13 protein-coding genes and 1 pseudogene are annotated in these 16,902 nt (G+C 63.7%); 5 read left to right on the top strand and 9 right to left on the bottom strand.

Annotated features, from left to right (window positions below; all coding sequences use genetic code 11):
- From EOA38_RS09485 to EOA38_RS09510, 6 genes and pseudogenes are all read right to left on the bottom strand, one after another.
- Positions 1-455, bottom strand: a pseudogene (locus tag EOA38_RS09485) (sugar phosphate isomerase/epimerase); the annotation flags it as partial.
- 40 nt (positions 456-495) lie between these two features.
- Positions 496-1,263, bottom strand: a complete 768-nt coding sequence (locus EOA38_RS09490) for an SDR family NAD(P)-dependent oxidoreductase (protein WP_126091609.1) — start codon at positions 1,261-1,263, stop codon at positions 496-498.
- Between the two features lie 11 nt (positions 1,264-1,274).
- A complete protein-coding gene (locus EOA38_RS09495; RefSeq protein ID WP_126091608.1) occupies positions 1,275-2,396 on the bottom strand; it encodes an ABC transporter ATP-binding protein in 1,122 nt (373 codons plus the stop codon).
- Positions 2,393-3,289 carry a carbohydrate ABC transporter permease gene (locus EOA38_RS09500; RefSeq protein ID WP_126091607.1) on the bottom strand — a complete coding sequence of 299 codons (897 nt, stop codon included), beginning with the start codon at positions 3,287-3,289 and terminating at the stop codon, positions 2,393-2,395. The genes EOA38_RS09495 and EOA38_RS09500 overlap by 4 nt, the downstream gene beginning before the upstream one ends.
- On the bottom strand, positions 3,282-4,217 hold the full coding sequence (locus tag EOA38_RS09505; protein WP_126091606.1) for a sugar ABC transporter permease: 936 nt from the start codon (positions 4,215-4,217) through the stop codon (positions 3,282-3,284). The genes EOA38_RS09500 and EOA38_RS09505 overlap by 8 nt, the downstream gene beginning before the upstream one ends.
- Before the next feature lie 55 nt (positions 4,218-4,272).
- The gene (locus tag EOA38_RS09510; RefSeq protein WP_126091605.1) at positions 4,273-5,538 is read right to left on the bottom strand and encodes an ABC transporter substrate-binding protein; all 1,266 of its coding nucleotides are present in this window, start codon (positions 5,536-5,538) and stop codon (positions 4,273-4,275) included.
- Positions 5,539-5,630: 92 nt separating this feature from the next.
- On the opposite strand from EOA38_RS09510, the gene EOA38_RS09515 reads away from it, so the two are divergent.
- Positions 5,631-6,869, top strand: coding sequence for an ROK family transcriptional regulator (locus EOA38_RS09515; protein WP_126091604.1), 1,239 nt, complete (start codon positions 5,631-5,633; stop codon positions 6,867-6,869).
- Positions 6,870-7,091: 222 nt separating this feature from the next.
- Here EOA38_RS09515 and EOA38_RS09520 read toward each other — a convergent pair whose 3' ends face one another.
- Positions 7,092-7,880, bottom strand: a complete 789-nt coding sequence (locus EOA38_RS09520; protein ID WP_126091603.1) for a 3-hydroxybutyrate dehydrogenase — start codon at positions 7,878-7,880, stop codon at positions 7,092-7,094.
- Between the two features lie 223 nt (positions 7,881-8,103).
- Between EOA38_RS09520 and EOA38_RS09525 the strand changes: the two genes are divergently transcribed.
- Together EOA38_RS09525 and EOA38_RS09530 are read left to right on the top strand one after the other, a co-directional pair.
- Entirely contained in the window at positions 8,104-8,892 is a 789-nt protein-coding gene (locus EOA38_RS09525; RefSeq protein ID WP_127299029.1) for an acetoacetate decarboxylase, read from the top strand.
- Entirely contained in the window at positions 8,885-10,045 is a 1,161-nt protein-coding gene (locus tag EOA38_RS09530) for a patatin-like phospholipase family protein (protein WP_127299030.1), read from the top strand. The genes EOA38_RS09525 and EOA38_RS09530 overlap by 8 nt, the downstream gene beginning before the upstream one ends.
- A gap of 164 nt (positions 10,046-10,209) precedes the next feature.
- On the opposite strand, the gene EOA38_RS09535 is transcribed toward EOA38_RS09530, so the two are convergent.
- Positions 10,210-11,811, bottom strand: a complete 1,602-nt coding sequence (locus tag EOA38_RS09535) for an inorganic phosphate transporter (RefSeq protein WP_127299031.1) — start codon at positions 11,809-11,811, stop codon at positions 10,210-10,212.
- A 129-nt stretch (positions 11,812-11,940) separates the two neighbouring features.
- Complete coding sequence (locus EOA38_RS09540) at positions 11,941-12,474, bottom strand: TetR family transcriptional regulator (protein ID WP_127299032.1); 534 nt, start codon at positions 12,472-12,474, stop codon at positions 11,941-11,943.
- Positions 12,475-12,622: 148 nt separating this feature from the next.
- On the opposite strand from EOA38_RS09540, the gene EOA38_RS09545 reads away from it, so the two are divergent.
- Together EOA38_RS09545 and EOA38_RS09550 are read left to right on the top strand one after the other, a co-directional pair.
- Entirely contained in the window at positions 12,623-13,924 is a 1,302-nt protein-coding gene (locus EOA38_RS09545; RefSeq protein ID WP_245480806.1) for an efflux RND transporter periplasmic adaptor subunit, read from the top strand.
- Positions 13,921-16,902, top strand: a 2,982-nt coding sequence (locus EOA38_RS09550) for an efflux RND transporter permease subunit (RefSeq protein WP_127299034.1), incomplete at its 3' end; no start/stop codon positions are given. The genes EOA38_RS09545 and EOA38_RS09550, both read left to right, overlap by 4 nt.

A 16,902-nucleotide genomic window follows, 5' to 3' on the forward strand; every position in this document is an offset into this window, starting at 1 on the left:
TGGTTCTCGATGGCGAGCACGCGGCCTTCGGCTTCGGCCCGCGGCCCCCATTGCTGAAGCGCCGACCTGATCGAGGCGTTGAGCTCGCCCCATTTGTCGCCCCAGGCATTGCGGTCACCGCACAGAACCGGTGTCAGGCCGAGCCGGATAGTCTTCGCGCCGAGCGAGCGGGCGGAACGGAACGCGCTCTCCAGCGGCCCCATCATGTTGAGCCCGGCGCTGACGACGGGCGTCATCCCAAGCCCATCGAGCCGCTCCTTCAGGGCGGTCAGCCCGTAATCGGACATTTCCGCCAGCCATGGATCGTAGATCTCGAGCGTGCGTGCGCCGAGCTCCTCGGCCAGGGCGATGAAGCCTTCCAGCCCCGCGCCCTTGGGGTTGGCGCGCGGCGTGCCGCGGCCCTGCAGCCCAAGATGATAGGTAAGCCCATAGGGGTTCAAACCAACGCGCAGCATCAGGCCAGCCGATCGAACGAGGGGAAACGGAGAACCTGCATCAGCTCAGGCCCGCATCGACGGTGATGGATTGCTTGGTGATCATGCGGCTGTCGTCGGCGGCGAGAAAAAGCGCCGTGCGGGCGATCTCGTCGGCCAGCAGAACCCGCCTGATCAACTGGCGCCCGACCATCTGATCGACGGACTCCGGCGTCGTGTACCAAAGACGGCGCTGCCGCTCGGTGATCACGGCGCCCGGCTCGATGGCGTTGACGCGGATATTGTCGGGACCGAAGGCGCGGGCCAACGACCGCGTCATGCCGATGATCGCGGCCTTGGCCGTGGCATAGGCGGTCATCTGGTCGGCGCCGAAGCGCCAGGAGGTCGAGGAAAGGTTGATGATGGAGCCAAAGCCCAGCGACTTCATCTGCGGATGGACGGCCTGGGCGGCGAAGAACTGATGCTTCAGATTGACGTTTTGGGCATGATCCCAGTAGTCCGGCGTCACTTCAGCGACTGCGTGGCGGTCATCATTGGCGGCGTTGTTCACCAGGACGGCAACCGGCCCGGCCTTTTCCCGCACATTCTCGATCGCTGCGCGCAGGGCCGCGATGTCGGTCACATCGCATGGCAGGAACAGAGGCGCGTGGCGCGTGGCGCCCGCAAGCTCCGCCTTCAGTTCCCGGCCGACCGCTTCCTGAATGTCGAGAAAGGCCACGCGCGCCGCGTTGGCCGCAAAGGCGCGAACCATTTCGGCGCCGATGCCAGAGGCTCCTCCGGTGATCAGCACGACACGGTCTGCGAGGCTTGGATAGGTAGCGAATGTCAAAGGCTGAGCTTTCAAAGAAGGGATTGGGTCGTCGGATCGAAGAGGCAAGCCCGCGCCATGTCGATGCCGAGCGTCATTGTCTCGCCCATCCGGGGGGCGCTGTCCGGGTCGAAACGGCCGGTGACTTCGAGATCGCCGAAGCGAAGCACCGCCAAGGTCTCGGCACCCGTGGGCTCGACCAGCTCGACCGGGGCCTTCACCGCCGCAACGGCACGCTTGCGGTGCTTCAAGTCGTCCGAAAAGCGGTAGATATGTTCCGGCCGCACGCCAAGCACGACGTTCCTCGGCGCGCCGGCCGGCACCGGCTGGGCAAGTTCCAACGCTGCCGTGCCGCCATCCGCGGTCCGAACCGTGACGCAGGGCCGGCCCGCCCCGTCGCCGAGCTCGGCGGGAATGAAATTCATCGCCGGCGAGCCCATGAAGCCCGCGACGAACATGTTGGCGGGGCGGCTGTAGATCATCTGCGCGGCGTCGAACTGCTGCACCGACCCCTGATGCATGACGGCAATGCGCGAAGCGAGCGTCATCGCCTCCACCTGGTCGTGGGTGACATAGACCGTGGTCTTGCCGACACGGTTGTGCAGCTTCTTGATCTCGGTGCGCATGTCGACGCGCAGCTTGGCATCGAGGTTGGAAAGCGGCTCGTCGAACAGGAAAAGCTTCGGGTCCCGCACCAGCGCCCGGCCCATGGCGACCCGCTGGCGCTGGCCGCCGGAGAGTTGCCCGGGCTTGCGGCCAAGCAGCGCCTCGATCTGCAGCAGCGCCGCGACGTGCTTGACGGCTTCAGCCTGATCGGCCTTCGGCACGCCGCGGCTCTCCATGCCGAAGGTGATGTTCTGGCGCACGGTCATGGTCGGGTAGAGCGCATAGGACTGGAACACCATGGCGATGTCGCGGTCCTTTGGCGGCACGGAATTGACGAGCCGGTTGCCGATTCGGATTTCACCCGACGTCACGCTTTCAAGTCCGGCGATCATGGCAAGCAGGGTGGACTTGCCGCAACCGGAAGGTCCGACGAGAGCGATGAACTCTCCCGGCTGCGCTTCGAGGTTGATGCCCTTCAAGACGTCCACGGCGCCGTAGCTCTTGTAGAGATTGCGAATGGTCAGGGCGGATAGGGATTGGCTCGTCATTTGATGGCGCCCTGTGTCAGACCGCGAACGAAGTATTTGCCGCCAAAGAGATAGATCAGGAGCGGCGGCAGCGCACCGATCAGCACGGCGGCGCTCATCACGTCGTAGCTGCGGGCGGTCGTGCCGCTCGCCGTCAGCGCGACGAGCGCGGCTGTGATCGGCTGCGCCTGGCCGGACGTGAAGACCACGCCGAACAGATACTCGTTCCAGATGCCGGTGAACTGCCAGATGACGGTCACGATCAGAATGGGCGGCGACAGCGGTATTATGATCTTCCAGAAAATCCGCCAGAAGCCGGCGCCGTCGATGCGCGCCGCTTTGATCAGGTCGTCGGGGATGCCGACATAGTAGTTGCGGCAGAACAGGGTGGTGAAGGAAATTCCCTGGACGACATGCACCAGGATCAGGCCGTAGGTCGAGTTGGTCAGACCGAGCTTTCCAAGAACGAATGCCCAGGGCATCAGCGCGATCTGCCCCGGCATGAAGACACCGAGCAGCATCAGGGTGAACAAGACCTCCGAGCCCTTGAAGCGCCATTTGGACAACACGTAGCCGTTCACGGCGCCGAGCAGCGTGGAAATGATCGTCGCCGGAATGGTCATCCACAGCGAGTTCAGGAAATTCCGTTGCATCCCCTGGCAGGTGCCGGCGATGCAATAGGTGCTCCAGGCCTGCGCCCATGCCTCCAGCCGGAAGGTCTTTGGCAGCGAGATGAGCCCGTCGCGCGCGATCTCCGCCTGCTCGCGGAAGGAATTGAAGACGACCACGAAGAGCGGGATCAGATAGATTGCGGCGAAGACCGTGAGCAGGCCATAGATCGCGAACCGGCTCCAGAAGTGCCTGCGGCTCGCTGCGGCCGCTTCCAGGTCGATGGCGGCGGCCAGTTCAGCCATTTCCTGCCTCCGCCCGGCGGCGCCACACCACCCACAGCGAATAGGGCACCAGCACCACGGCAAGCGCCGCCAGCATCATGACCGCGGCGGCCGCGCCCTCGCCGATCTCGCCACGCTGGAACATCAGATCGTAGACGTAGATGGCGGGGAACGTGGTCGAGATGCCCGGCCCGCCGCGGGTCAGGGCTGCGACGAGGTCGAACGTCTTGATGGCGAACTGGATCTGGATGACGGCGACCGCAAGGAAGATCGGCGCGATGGTTGGCAGAATGACCTTCCTGTAGGTGCGCACGACCGATGCGCCGTCGATCTGCGCCGCCTTCACCAGATCCGGATCGACCGAGCGTAGGCCGGCCAGAAAGAGCGCCATGGCGAAACCGGAAGACTGCCAGACGCCGGTGATGATCACCGCATAGATCGCGTGGTTGCGATCGCTGGTGAGCGCGAAGCTGAAGTCGCTCCAGCCCAGCCCGCGCACCAGCGCCTGGATGCCGTCGACCGGATTGTAGAGCCAGCTCCAGACGGTGCCGGTGACGATGAAGGAAACCGCCAGCGGGTAGAGGAAGATTGTCCGCCACACCGCCTCGCCGCGCACGCGCTGGTCGATCAGGATGGCCAGCAGCAGCCCGACCGCCATGGAGCCCACGATGTAGAAGCCGCTGAAGAGGAAAAGGTTGGTGTAGGCGATGTTCCAGCGCCGGTTGGACCAGAGCGATGCGTAGTTGTCGAGGCCCGCAAAGCCGTAGCTCGGCAAAAGTGTCGAGTCGGACAGCGACAGATAGAGCGTCCAGCCCGTGAACACGAAGACATAGACGAAGCTCGCCGCGAGCGAAGGGGCGAGCACGAGGATCGGCACGATCGATCCCAGACGATCCCGCCACGAGCGGGCGGGCACGGCTATCGGAACGGAAAGGTCGTGGATGGACATTGGGCTTCCTGCCGGCCGGGCGCCGGCGCGATGTCGCGCCGGCGCTCTCCGCACGTCATTCCTGCGCTTCGGCGGCGTCGGCCATGGCGTTGGCCGCATCCTTGGCGGACATGTCGGGCGTCGCGACGAATTCTGTGATCGTGTCCATGATGGCGCCGCGGACCTTTTGCGGGATGGTCATGTTGTGGGCCATTGAGCGGACCAGCGTGCCCGCCTCGATCGAGGCCTGCAGGTCCTTCTGGGACTTCTGCTGGCAGGGATTGAAGCCCTTCGACAGATCGACATCGAGGCGCGCCGGGATCGAGCCCTTGGCCTGGTTGAAGACGGTCTGGAACTCCGGCGACAGAATGGTGCTGGCGAGCAGCTTCTGGCCCTCCACATAGTCGGGATCCTTCTGCTGGAAGAACACGACGGAATCGGAGTTCAAGATGAAGCCGGGCTTGCCCCAGTCGGTCGGCGCCTGGGCGCAGACATAATCCGTTCCTTCCTTGAAGCCGGCGGCGGTGAGCAAGCCGATCGTCCAATCGCCCATGATGTGGAACGCCGCCTCGCCGCGGCCGACGAGAGCCGACATCGAATCCCAGTCGCGCCCGTTCATGCCGGGGTCCATGTACTTGGACGTCATGATGCGGAATTGCTCGAAGGCCTTGACCATGCCGTCGCTGCGCATGGCGTCGACGTTGCCTTCGACGAAGGCCTTGCGATAGAGGTCGAGGTCCTGGCCGTAGACGACGACTTCGAAGACGGTGGAATCGGTCCAGTCGGCGGTCGAGTGCGAGATGCAGATCTTGCCGGTGGCCACGATCTTGTCGCAGGCTGCGTTGAATTCCGCCCAGGTCTTCGGAACTTCCGTCACGCCGGCGGCCTGCATGACTTTCGGCGACGCCCATATCCAGTTGATGCGGTGGATGTTCATGGGTGCCGCCACCCACTTGCCGCTCGGCTTCATCACCGGCAGCAATTCCGGCGCCACCACCTTCTCCCAATTCTCCGCCTTCGCGAGATCATCCAGATCGGCGGTCATGCCGGTCTTGTTCCATTCAGCGATCTCGGGACCCTTGAGCTGAACCGCCGGAGGAGCATTGCCTGCGATCACGTCGGCGCGCAGCTTGGCAAGCGTGTTGGCGGTATGGCCGGCGATCGAGGTCTGTTGCCATTTTCCGCCCTTCGCCTCGAACATCTCGCCAAGCTTGGCGATGGCCTGCGCGTCCGATCCGGTCGCCCATTGGTGGAGCAGATTGGTCTTCGGCTCGGCGAGTGCTGTGTTTGCAAGAAAGGCAAATGCCGCCGTAGCGACAAGGGTCGCCCTCAGATATCTCATCGTCTCACTCCCATTTGATTTCAGCACGGTTCATCACGACCGTTTCGTCGAGACCGCCCGCGCATCGCAGAAGGTCTCTAGTTTTTTCTAGAATGATCAAATACGATCGACAGTCAAGGAGTTTTAAGACGAAAATGACAAAAAGCCTGCTCAGATCGCTGCTGGACGGTCAACCTCCGGGCACGCCTGAAAGTCTGATTGTCCGCTGTCTCAGCCAGCGCGGCGCCATTTCCGCCGCGCAGATTGCCCGGCTCGCGGGCTTGGCCCGCTCGACCGTCTCGACGGCTCTGACTGGCCTGAGGAAGTCAGGGATCGTGGTGGAACTGGCGGCAGCTGACGAAACGGCCAAAGGCGTCGGCCGGCCGCCGGCGACGCTGACGCTCAATCCTGAAGCCGGCACCTGCGTTGGCGTTCATCTTAGTCTCGACGAGATTCGGGTCGCTGTGGCTGACGTCTCGCATTCATTCATTTCTGAAAAAATTATCCCCCTCGGCCTGGATTATCCTCCGGACCGGGCGGCAAAGCTCACCAAGGCGGCGATCGCGCAATGCTACGAGGAGAACAGCTTGTCTGCGTCCGGCCTCCTGGGTGTCGGGGTTTCTGTGTCGGGACCGGTCAGCCCCGAAGGCTTCGTCCAGCGGGCCAGCATCGTTCCCACTTGGGCTGGCGTCAACATCCGACATGTCTTTGGGCCGGTGCTGGAGCAGCCGATCTTCGCTGCCAATGAAAGCAACTGCGCCGCCATTGCCGAGATGATGTGGGGCGCCGCCGTCGGTTACGAGGACTTTGTCCTGTTCAAGATCGACCTCGGGGTCGGCGGAGCGATCGTCCAGCACGGACGCGTCGTGACCGGAATTGCCGGCGGCGCGGGCGAATTCGGTCACATGAGCATCGATCCATCGGGCGATCTTTGCCGCTGCGGCAATCGAGGCTGCCTGGAACTCTACGCCAGCTTCAACCGGCCATTGGAGCAGATCGCGCGCGTGACGGGCCGGCGCGTCACGATGGACGACGTGATCCGCATGGCCGAGCAGGGGGATGTCGGAGCATTGCGCATGATCGAGGATACCGCCGAAATGGCGGGCCGCGGCCTGGGCATGATCGGATCCGTTCTGAACCCGCCCCTCATCATCATCGGAGGACGCATGGCGCTCGCCGGCGACATCCTGCTTACGCCGCTCATTGCAGCCTATGAACGGCACACCCTAATCAAGGCGCGGGACGTCGCCCCCGACAGGCGCACGCGAATAATCATCGGCAAGCACACCGAAAACGATGTGCTGCTTGGAGCCGTCGGCCTCGTCCTGAGCCATTACGGGCGACTTCAATAGCCATGGGGACCGGCAAGGACTGCGCCAGGGGAAGGATAGCACGAAGCATCGCGAGTTAAGCCTTACGCCGCGACAGCGCCCCCTTTAGAGCAATTCCAGGAAAAGTGTGTAACGGTCGGGCTCGGCGGCTTCGCCGTAGCCTTCCCTCCGGAATTGCGTAAAACAAATATTAGAGCAGTTCAGCGTTTCCGTGAAACGATGAACTGCTCTAGGGAAGCGCGCTTACTGCGCCGTCCAGCCGCCATCCATCGGCAAGGTCGTGCCGGTCATCTGCTTGGCGGCGTCCGAGCACAGGAAGAGCGTCAGCGCGGCGAGTTCCTCGACGGTGACGAATTCCTTGGTCGGCTGCGCGGCTAAAAGCACGTCGTGCTTGACCTGCTCCTCGGTCATGCCGCGCGCCTTCATCGTGTCGGGGATCTGCTTCTCGACCAGCGGCGTCCAGACATAGCCGGGGGCGATCGCGTTGACGGTGATGCCGTCCTGAGCGACTTCCAGCGCCACCGTCTTGGTCAGGCCGGCAATGCCGTGCTTGGCCGAAACATAGGCCGACTTGAACGGCGAGGCGACCAGCGCGTGCGCCGAGGCCGTGTTGATGATGCGGCCCCATTTGCGGCTCTTCATGCCGGGCAGCGCCGCCTTGATGGCATAGAAGGCGGCGAGCAGGTTGATGCGGATGATCGCCTCCCACTTGTCGTCGGGAAACTCGTCGATCGGCGCGACATGCTGGATGCCGGCATTGTTGACCAGGATGTCGAGGCTGCCGAACGCCTCTTCGGCCTCGTGGATCATGGCGGTGACCGCGGCGCCGTCCATCATGTTGGCGCCCGAATAGCGGCACTTGACGCCGAAATCCTTCTCGATGCCGGCCCGCTCCTGCTCGATGGCCGCGGCGTCGCCCAGGCCGTTGATGGTGACATTGGCGCCCTCGGCGGCAAAGGCGCGGGCGATTGCAAGCCCGATGCCGCTGGTCGAGCCGGTGACCAGCGCATTCTTCGAAGACAGGGAACCCATGAAAAATCTCGCTAGAGGTGGAGTGGACTTAGGGCACATAGTTTGTGCGCCGCAGCATGACAATGCCATGGCCATATGTCGTTGCGATTACAATGTTGTGATGCCGCCCGATAGCCATGAAGCTGGCGCCCGAGCACCATGACATGGCATTGTCATGGTGCCGTGCAACATAGTCCCCCTGCGCGTCTCGCGTGTATCATTCCTGAACCGATGGGTGAATAGCTTGGAAATCGACGATGTCGTTAAGCGCGCCTATGCGATGCCGCTCACCAATCCTTCGTTTCCGCCCGGTCCCTACCGTTTCTTCGACCGCGAATACATCATCATCACCTACCGCACGACACGCGAGGCGCTGGAAGCCGTCGTGCCGAAGCCGCTCGAGATCGATGAGCCGCTGGTCAAGTACGAGTTCATCCGCATGCCGGATTCGACCGGCTTCGGCGACTATACCGAGACCGGCCAGGTCATCCCCGTGCGCTATGGCGGGCAGCATGGCGGCTATGTCCATTCCATGTATCTCGACGACGACGCCCCGATCGCCGGCGGTCGCGAGCTGTGGGGCTTCCCGAAAAAGCTCGCCAGCCCCAAGATCGTGCATGAAGGCGAAGTGGTGGTCGGCACGCTGCACTACGGCAGCGTGCTCTGCGCCACCGGCACCATGGGCTACAAGCACCGCGAGGCCGACCACGATTCCGTGCTCGCTTCGCTGGCGGCACCCAACTTCCTGATCAAGATCATCCCGCATGTCGACGGAAGCCCGCGCATTTGCGAGCTGGTGCGCTACTACCTGACCGATGTGACGCTGAAGGAAGCCTGGACCGCGCCGGCCGCGCTCGACCTTCGGCCCCATGTCATGGCCGACGTGGCGAAGCTGCCGGTGCTCGAGGTCGTCTCGGCCGTTCATTTCACCGCTGATCTGACGCTCGGACTCGGCGAAGTCGTCCACGACTATCTCGCCGACCGCAACCCGTCCGCCGCCAGCGCAATCCAGCCGGAGAAGGCTCGTGCTTGAACGGACCCGAAACAAGGCGGTCGCCGCCACCATCGAGGAAATAACGGCGCAGTATGACCGCATCGCCCTGGTCTTCCAGGGGGGCGGCGCGCTCGGCGCCTATCAGGCCGGCGTCTATCAGGCGCTTTCCGATGCCGGCTGCGAGCCGACCTGGCTCTCCGGCGTTTCGATCGGCGCCATCAACGCCTCGATCATCGCCGGCAACGAGCCGAGCCGGCGCCTGCAGCGCCTGGAGCAGTTCTGGCAGACGATCTCCGGCCGCAAGATCTGGGCCTACACGCCCGAAGGCGACATCTATCGCGACATCCGCAACCGCACCTCGTCGTGGATGACGATGATGATGGGCCAGCCCGGCTTCTTCAAGCCGCGCAATCCCAATCCATGGTTCGAGCTGTCGGGTGCCGAGGGCGCCACCAGCTTCTACGACACCGCCGAGCTGAAGGACACGCTGGAGAGCCTGATCGACTTCGATGTGCTCAACGACGGCAGGAAGCGCTTGAGCGTCGGCGCGGTCAACGTCAGGACCGGCAACTTCGTCTATTTCGACACAGAGAAGGTCCGCATCGGGCCGGAGCACATCATGGCGAGCGGCGCGCTGCCGCCGGCCTTCCCGTCGGTCCGCATCGAGGGCGAGTATTATTGGGACGGCGGCATCGTCTCCAACACGCCGCTGCAATACCTGCTCGACCAGGAAGAGGATCGCTCCTCGCTGGTGTTCCAGGTCGATCTGTTCAGCGCCCGCGGCGCCCTGCCGCGCAGCATGGCCGACGTGCTGTCGCGCCACAAGGACATCATGTATTCGAGCCGCACGCGCCAGAACACCGACAATTTCCAGCGCATCCACGCGCTCAAGATGAAGCTGCTCGATGCACTGAAGCGCGTTCCGCCGGATGAGCTCAGGGACGGCGAGAGGGAACTGATCGCCGACTATTCCGATGCCGGCGTGGTCAACATCGTTCACCTGATCTACCAGCACAAAGGCTATGAGGGCCACGCCAAGGACTACGAGTTCTCGGGCACCTCGATGCGCGAGCACTGGGAAATGGGCCTCGAGGACACCGAGCGCACGCTGCGCCACAAGCGGTGGCTGATGCTGCCGACCAATGTCGAAGGCGTGGCTATCCACGACCTGCACCGCGAAGATCCGACGTAAGGTCCGGTAGGAAGACTCGACGGGTTGCTCCGCTAACAAGCACCCTCGTCGAGTTCCGTCACACCCCCCTCTGTCCCGCCAACGTTTCGAGGGTAGCTATCAAGCAAAAAAGAAAGGCAGCGCCTGGCCGGCGCTGCCTTTTCTTTTGAGTTCTTGCGGCTATCTCAGAACACCTGGCGGAAGACCACGAAGAGCGCGAAGGCCAGCGCGATCGAGCAGGGCAGTGTCAGCACCCAGGCGAGCAAAAGGTTGCGCACGGTCGCCCACTGCAGACCGGAGCCGTTCGCCGCCATCGTGCCAGCAACGCCCGACGACAGCACGTGGGTGGTCGACACCGGCAGGCCGAGACGGTCAGCCATGCCGATCGTGACCATCGCGACCAGCTCGGCGGCGGCGCCCTGGCCATAGGTCAGGTGGCTCTTGCCGATCTTCTCGCCGACGGTGACGACGATGCGCTTCCAACCGACCATGGTGCCGAGGCCGAGCGCCAGCGCCACGGCGATCTTGACCCAGAGCGGGATGAACTTCGTCGCGTTGTCGACCGCCTTATGGTAGTTCGTCACCGCCTGCAGGTCGGCGTCCTGCATCGGCAACAGCTTCTTCTTGTCGATCAGCTTCAGCGCTTCGCCGATCAGATAGATGTCATTGCGGGCGTTGCTGACCAGGTCGGTCGGGACCTTGTCGACGGTCGCGTAGGGCTGCAGCCCAGCGGTCGTATTGTGGATGTAGGTCTGCAGCGCGGGCGTCGTCTGATCGCTCCAGGTCTTGGAGCGGACAGCCTCTTGAACCGCGGCCTTGGGGTCCGCGACAGTGACGCCCGGCTTGACGTATTTGCCCAGCGACTGCTCGACGGCGGCGGAAGCCGACTTGTAGGCCTCGAGGTAGTTGATGTCGGGGGTACGGTTAAGCGCATAGGCGGTCGGCACCACGCCGATCAGGATCAGCATAATCAGGCCCATGCCCTTCTGGCCGTCATTGGAGCCATGCGCGAAGCTGACGCCGGTGCAGGTGAAGATGAGCAGCGCGCGGATCCACCACGGCGGCGGGGTTTTGCCTTTCGGCGCCTCATAGAGCGCCGGATTGCGCACAAGGAGCTTCATCACATAGAGCAGAACGGCCGCCGCGAAAAACCCGACGAGAGGCGAGACCAGCAGGGACATGCCGACATTGGTCGCCTGTCCCCATTCGACGCCGCTGGTGGCGCTTCCGGCCGGCGCCATGAACTGGTTGGCGAGGCCGACGCCGATGATCGAGCCGACCATCGTGTGCGAGCTCGACGCCGGCAGGCCGAGGAACCAGGTGCCCAGATTCCACAGGATCGCCGCGACCAGCAAGGCGAACACCATGGCGAAGCCGGAGGACGAGCCGACCTGCAGGATGAGCTCGACCGGCAGCAGCGACAGGATGCCGAAGGCGACCGCGCCGCTCGAGGTCAAGACGCCGAGGAAATTGAAGACACCCGACCACATGACGGCGAATTCCGCCGGGAGCGATCGGGTGTAGATGACCGTCGCCACCGCATTGGCGGTATCGTGGAAGCCGTTGACGAATTCGAAGCCGAGCGCGATCAGCAGGGCGATGCCGAGCAGGATCCAGGGCACTGTCTTGGCGACTGCCAAGTCCTGGCTCAGTGCATAGCCGACATAGATGATGCCGGCCAGAACCAGCACGCCGAAGGCAGGCAGGAACCACTTCGCGCCGCTCGATTGTTCCAACGGGTGATCCGGTCTCGGAATCCCCGCCTCACTGGAAACCACGTCCACCATCGTCCCACTCCTTTTGCATTGCAGCAAAGAACCGGGAGAACGCTATGTCTCCAGGATGAAGCTGGTGTGACGCCCTGCAACCTATGCGGCCATTCTCACAAGCGGGAGACGAGGAGCTTGCGCTCCTCTCTATCCGGCTATCTTGAGCAGCGAGGAAACCAGGAGCTTGTGCTCCTCCGGCGAGAGCACGTCGGAATCGAAAAGGTTCATGCTGCGCAGTCCCTCGATGGCGAGGAAGCAGACCAGCAGCGAGCCGAGGTCGTCGGTCTCGTCTTTCAGCCGTTCGAAGAGCTGCCGCTTGAACGCCTTTATCGGCGTCAGGAAATCCGGATCCTCCGCGATCGCGGAGAACATCCAGGAAGCCGATGGTTTCGGCTTCTCGCAATCATCGGCCGAAAGCCGTATGTAGGCCGCGAGCACGCTTTCATCGCTGGCCTCGGCCGTGCGTTCCTCGAGCGCCTCTTCGAAAGCATTGAGGTAATTTTCCACCAGCCCCTGCATCAGCTTGGCCTTGGTCGGAAAATTATAGAGCAGTCCGCCCTTCGACACGCCGGCCCGGCTGGCGACGGCGTCGAGCGACAGGCTTCCGGGACCCGCCTCGCGCGCCACGTCGGCGGCCGCTGCAAGTATCCTGTCGCGCGAATTTGCCCTGCGAGCTTTCATCACGCCTCCCCCTTACATTAGCTTATGCGGAATTGACAAGACCGTCCAGACGGTACAGTAAGACGCCGAAAATTGAAATCGGGACCCGTCGCCAGTATGTGTCCTGGCATCGACCGTTATGCCGGTTTCGGCTCGAGGGGACTTTTCCGTGAAGCGCTTTATCATCATCACCGTATTTCTGCTTCTGCTCGCTCTGGTGTGCGTCGGTATCGTCGGCTTCAACATCCTGCGCGACAACGGCATCAAGCAATTTTTCGCCACCATGAAGCCGCCGGCCGCGACCGTCTCGACCGTCGTCGCGAAACCCTCGAACTGGACGCCGGGCGTCGAGGCGATCGGCACCGTCAACGCCGTGCGCGGCGTCGACCTGACCGTCGAGACGGCAGGCATCGTCAAGGACATCCTGTTCCACGCCAACCAGAAGGTCGCGGCCGACGCCGTGCTCCTGCAGCTCGACGACGCCGTCGAGAAGGCCGATCTGGTGGCGCAGAAGGCGCAGGCCGCGTCCGACCAGGCGGCGCTGACCCGCGCGCTCGAATTGCAGCGGCGCGGCGTCGGGACCGACGCGACGCTCGATGCCGCGCGCGCGGCGGCGGACGCTTCGGCCGCGCAGGTGAACAAGCTGCAGGCCGTGCTCGACCAGAAGCAATTGTCCGCCCCCTTCAACGGCACCGTCGGCATTCCTAAGATCGACATCGGCCAGTATCTGGCCCCGGGCAACTCGGTGGTGACGCTGCAGGACCTGGATACGATGCGGGTCGACTTCACGGTGCCGGAACAGCAGCTGCGGCTGCTGAAGATCGGCCAGACGGTGCGGATCGGCGGCAGCGTGGCGGACATGCCCTTTGCCGGCTCCATTCGCGGCATCGATCCCAAGATCGACCCGGCGAGCCGCCTGGTATCGATCCGCGGCGAGGTCGCCAACCCGGAGGGCAAGCTGACGCCTGGCCAGTTCGTGCAGATCCGCGTCGAGCTGCCGGAGGAAAACAACGTCATCTCGGTGCCGCAGACGGCGGTGACGTCCAGCCTTTACGGCGACTTTGTTTTCGTTGTCGTGCCGGCAAAGTCTGCCGAGGGTGGCGCTGCGGCGCCGGCCAAACCGGATGACCAGAAGACCGGCGGCATCGAAAAGCCGGCCAGCGACGCAACCAAACCGCAGGCCGATGCCTCGAAGCCTGCCTCCGACACGGCAAAGTCCGCCGACAACGCCGCAAAGCCCGCTGATAACGCTCAGAAGCCCGAAGCCGGGCAGCAGCCGGCGCTCGTTCTGTCGCAGGTGTTCATCAAGCTCGGCCGCCGCAACAACGGCATGGTCGAGATCGTCGAGGGCCTGAAGGCTGGCGATCAGGTCGTCACCGCCGGTCAGAACCGGCTCTTCAACGGCATGTCCGTTGCCGTCGACAACACCATCGATCCCAGCAAATCGGCGAACAAGCAGGTTCAGCAATGAGCTTTTCCGACATCTTCATTCGCCGGCCCGTCCTCTCGACGGTGCTGGCCTGCATGATCCTGCTCCTGGGCTTCCAGGCCATCTTCAACCTGTCGATCCGCCAGTATCCGAAGGTCGACGAGACGGCGATCACCATCACCACGGCCTATCCCGGCGCCAGCGCCGACCTGATCCAGGGCTTCATCTCCGCGCCGATCGCGCGCGCCGTCGCCTCGACCGAGAACATCGACTACGTGACCTCATCGAGCCGCCCGTCCTCCAGCACCGTGACCGTGCAGATGAAGCTCGGCTCCAATCCCGACGTTGCGCTGACCGAGGTGCTTTCCAAGGTCCAGGGCGTGCGCGGCACCCTGCCGGACGCCTCCAAGGACCCTGTGATCGTCAAGGGCACCGGCCAGCAGTTCGCGATGATGTATATCTCGATGCAGAATCCGAACATGACCAAGGAGCAGCTCACCGAGTATATCGAGCGCGTCATCCGGCCCCGCATCTCGACGGTGGAAGGCGTCGCCGACGTGCAGATCTTCGGCGCCGAGGAATATTCCATGCGCGTCTGGATCGACCCGGTCAGGCTTGCCGCCCGCGGTGCCACCGCCGCCGACGTGCTGACCGCGATCAACAACTCCAACTTCCTGTCCGCGCCCGGCAACACCCAGAACGAGTATGTGGTCTCGTCGATCACGGTTCACTCGACCTTGCAGACGCCGGAAGCGTTCTCGCAGCTCCCGATCCGCTCGACGGACGGCCAGGTCGTGCGTCTGCGCGACGTGGCGCGCGTCGAGCTCGGCGCCGCAAGCACCGACACCAGGGTGAGCTTCAACGGCAAACCCGGCACCTTCCTCGCCATCTTCCCGACACCGGCGGCCAACCCGTTGACGACCGCGGCGGCGATCACCAAGCTCGTGCCGCAGATTCAGGAGACGCTGCCGAAAGGCATGACGATCGAGGTCGTCTACGACGCCACCGGGCAGATCAGCGCCTCGATCGAGGAAGTGTTCAAGACCATCGGCGAGGCGGTCGCCATCGTCATCGTGGTCATCCTGTTGTTCCTTGGCTCGTTCCGATCGGTGATGATGCCGATCGTGACCATCCCGCTGTCGCTGATCGGCGTCTGCTTCATCCTGTTTTCGGTCGGTTACTCGATCAATCTCTTGTCGCTGCTTGCCATGGTGCTGGCGATCGGCCTCGTCGTCGACGACGCCATCGTGGTGGTGGAGAACATCCATCGCCACATGGAGGAGGACCACATGTCGCCGATGCAGGCGGCCTTCAACGGCATGCGCGAAATCTTCTCGGCCATCGTCGCAATGACCATCACGCTCGCCGCCGTGTTCGCGCCGCTAGCCTTCACCGGCGGCCTGACCGGCGCTTTGTTCCGCGAGTTCGCGGTGACGCTGGCCGGCTCCGTGGTGCTGTCCGGCCTGATCGCCGTGACCATCACGCCGATGATGTCGGCGCGCCTCCTGAAGGCCGGCGCGCATAGCCGCTTCCAGCGCATCGTCGACGGCACCTTCAGCCGGGTCGAGCGCGTCTACGAACGCGCGGTCACCGCCTCGCTCAGAAACCGTCCGGTGACGCTGATCATCGTCGTCGCGCTGGTCGCGCTCACCGGCTTCATGTTCACCAAGACCTCCAGCGAGCTGGCGCCGGAAGAAGATCAGGGCTTCCTGCTTTCGCTGGTGACCGCGCCGCGCTATGCGACGTCGGACTACACCGAAACCTACGTCAACCAGATGCTCGGCCTGGTGAAGGACATCCCGGAGACCAGGGCGCAGTTCTCGGCCGTCGCTTTCGGCGGCGCGACCAACAGCGCCTTCGTCGGCTTCGCCTTCAAGGACTGGGCGGATCGCAAGCGCGGCTCCAAGGAGCTTCAGGCCGACATCCAGGGCCGCCTCGCCAAGGTGGCGGGCGTCGAGGCCTTCGTCTTCGCGCCACCGACGCTGCCCGGCTCAGGCGGTGGCCTGCCCATCTCCATGGTGGTGCGCTCGACCGGCGATCCCTCCGAGGTCTTTGACGAGGCCGAGAAGATCAAGAATAAGGCGCAGGCTTCCGGCCGCTTCATCGTCGTGCAGAACTCGATGGCCTATGACGCGCCGCAGGTGACCGTCACCATCGACCGCGAGCGCGCCGCCGCGCTGAACCTGCCGATCGCCGATGTCGGCCGCACGCTGACTCTGCTGGTCGGCGGCGCCGAGGTGGCGCAATTCGACCGCGACTCCCACAGTTACGACATCATCCCGCAGGTGCCGCAGGAGTTCCGCGACAATCCGGAGAGGCTGGGCGAATACTTCATTCGCAGCGAGGACGGCAAAATGGTGCCGCTGTCGGCGGTGGTGAAGATTTCGACCAACGCATCGCCGGCGGCGATCGAGCAGTTCAACCAGCTGAATTCCTCGACGATCTCGGCCTTGCCGCTGCCGGGCGTCACCACCGGGGACGGGTTGAAGGTGTTGGAGGATCTTGCCAAGGAGACGCTGCCCGACACTTTCTTCATCGACTATTCCGGCCAGTCTCGGCAGGAAAAGGAGCAGGGCAACACCATCCTGATCGCCTTCACCGCGGCGGTGATCGTCATCTACCTGGTGCTGGCCGCGCAGTTCGAGAGCTTCCGCGACCCGCTGATCATCATGATGGCGGTGCCGTTGTCGATCTTCGGCGCCATCGTGCCGCTCAACATCGGCCTGGGCACGCTCAACATCTACACCCAGGTCGGACTGATCACGCTGATCGGCCTCATCACCAAGCACGGCATCCTTCTGGTGGAGTTCGCCAACCAGCAACGCGAAATCCACGGCATGCGGCGGCGCGACGCCATCATTGCCTCGGCCAAGGTACGCCTGCGGCCGATCCTGATGACGACGGCGGCGATGGCGCTCGGCGTCGTGCCGCTGATCATCTCCAGCGGCGCCGGCGCCGCAGCCCGTTACTCGATGGGCCTCGTCATCTTCACCGGCATCCTGGTCGGCACGATGTTCACG

The sequence above is a fragment of the Mesorhizobium sp. M1E.F.Ca.ET.041.01.1.1 genome, from assembly GCF_003997355.1.
Classification (GTDB): domain Bacteria; phylum Pseudomonadota; class Alphaproteobacteria; order Rhizobiales; family Rhizobiaceae; genus Mesorhizobium.

Bases quoted from the DNA above. Each gene is read 5' to 3' on its own strand.
- EOA38_RS09495 (WP_126091608.1), bottom strand. From the start codon at position 2,396: ATGACGAGCCAATCCCTATCCGCCCTGACCATTCGCAATCTCTACAAG.
- EOA38_RS09500 (WP_126091607.1), bottom strand. From the start codon at position 3,289: ATGGCTGAACTGGCCGCCGCCATCGACCTGGAAGCGGCCGCAGCGAGC.
- EOA38_RS09505 (WP_126091606.1), bottom strand. From the start codon at position 4,217: ATGTCCATCCACGACCTTTCCGTTCCGATAGCCGTGCCCGCCCGCTCG.
- EOA38_RS09510 (WP_126091605.1), bottom strand. From the start codon at position 5,538: ATGAGATATCTGAGGGCGACCCTTGTCGCTACGGCGGCATTTGCCTTT.
- EOA38_RS09515 (WP_126091604.1), top strand. From the start codon at position 5,631: ATGATCAAATACGATCGACAGTCAAGGAGTTTTAAGACGAAAATGACA.
- EOA38_RS09520 (WP_126091603.1), bottom strand. From the start codon at position 7,880: ATGGGTTCCCTGTCTTCGAAGAATGCGCTGGTCACCGGCTCGACCAGC.
- EOA38_RS09535 (WP_127299031.1), bottom strand. From the start codon at position 11,811: ATGGTGGACGTGGTTTCCAGTGAGGCGGGGATTCCGAGACCGGATCAC.
- EOA38_RS09540 (WP_127299032.1), bottom strand. From the start codon at position 12,474: ATGAAAGCTCGCAGGGCAAATTCGCGCGACAGGATACTTGCAGCGGCC.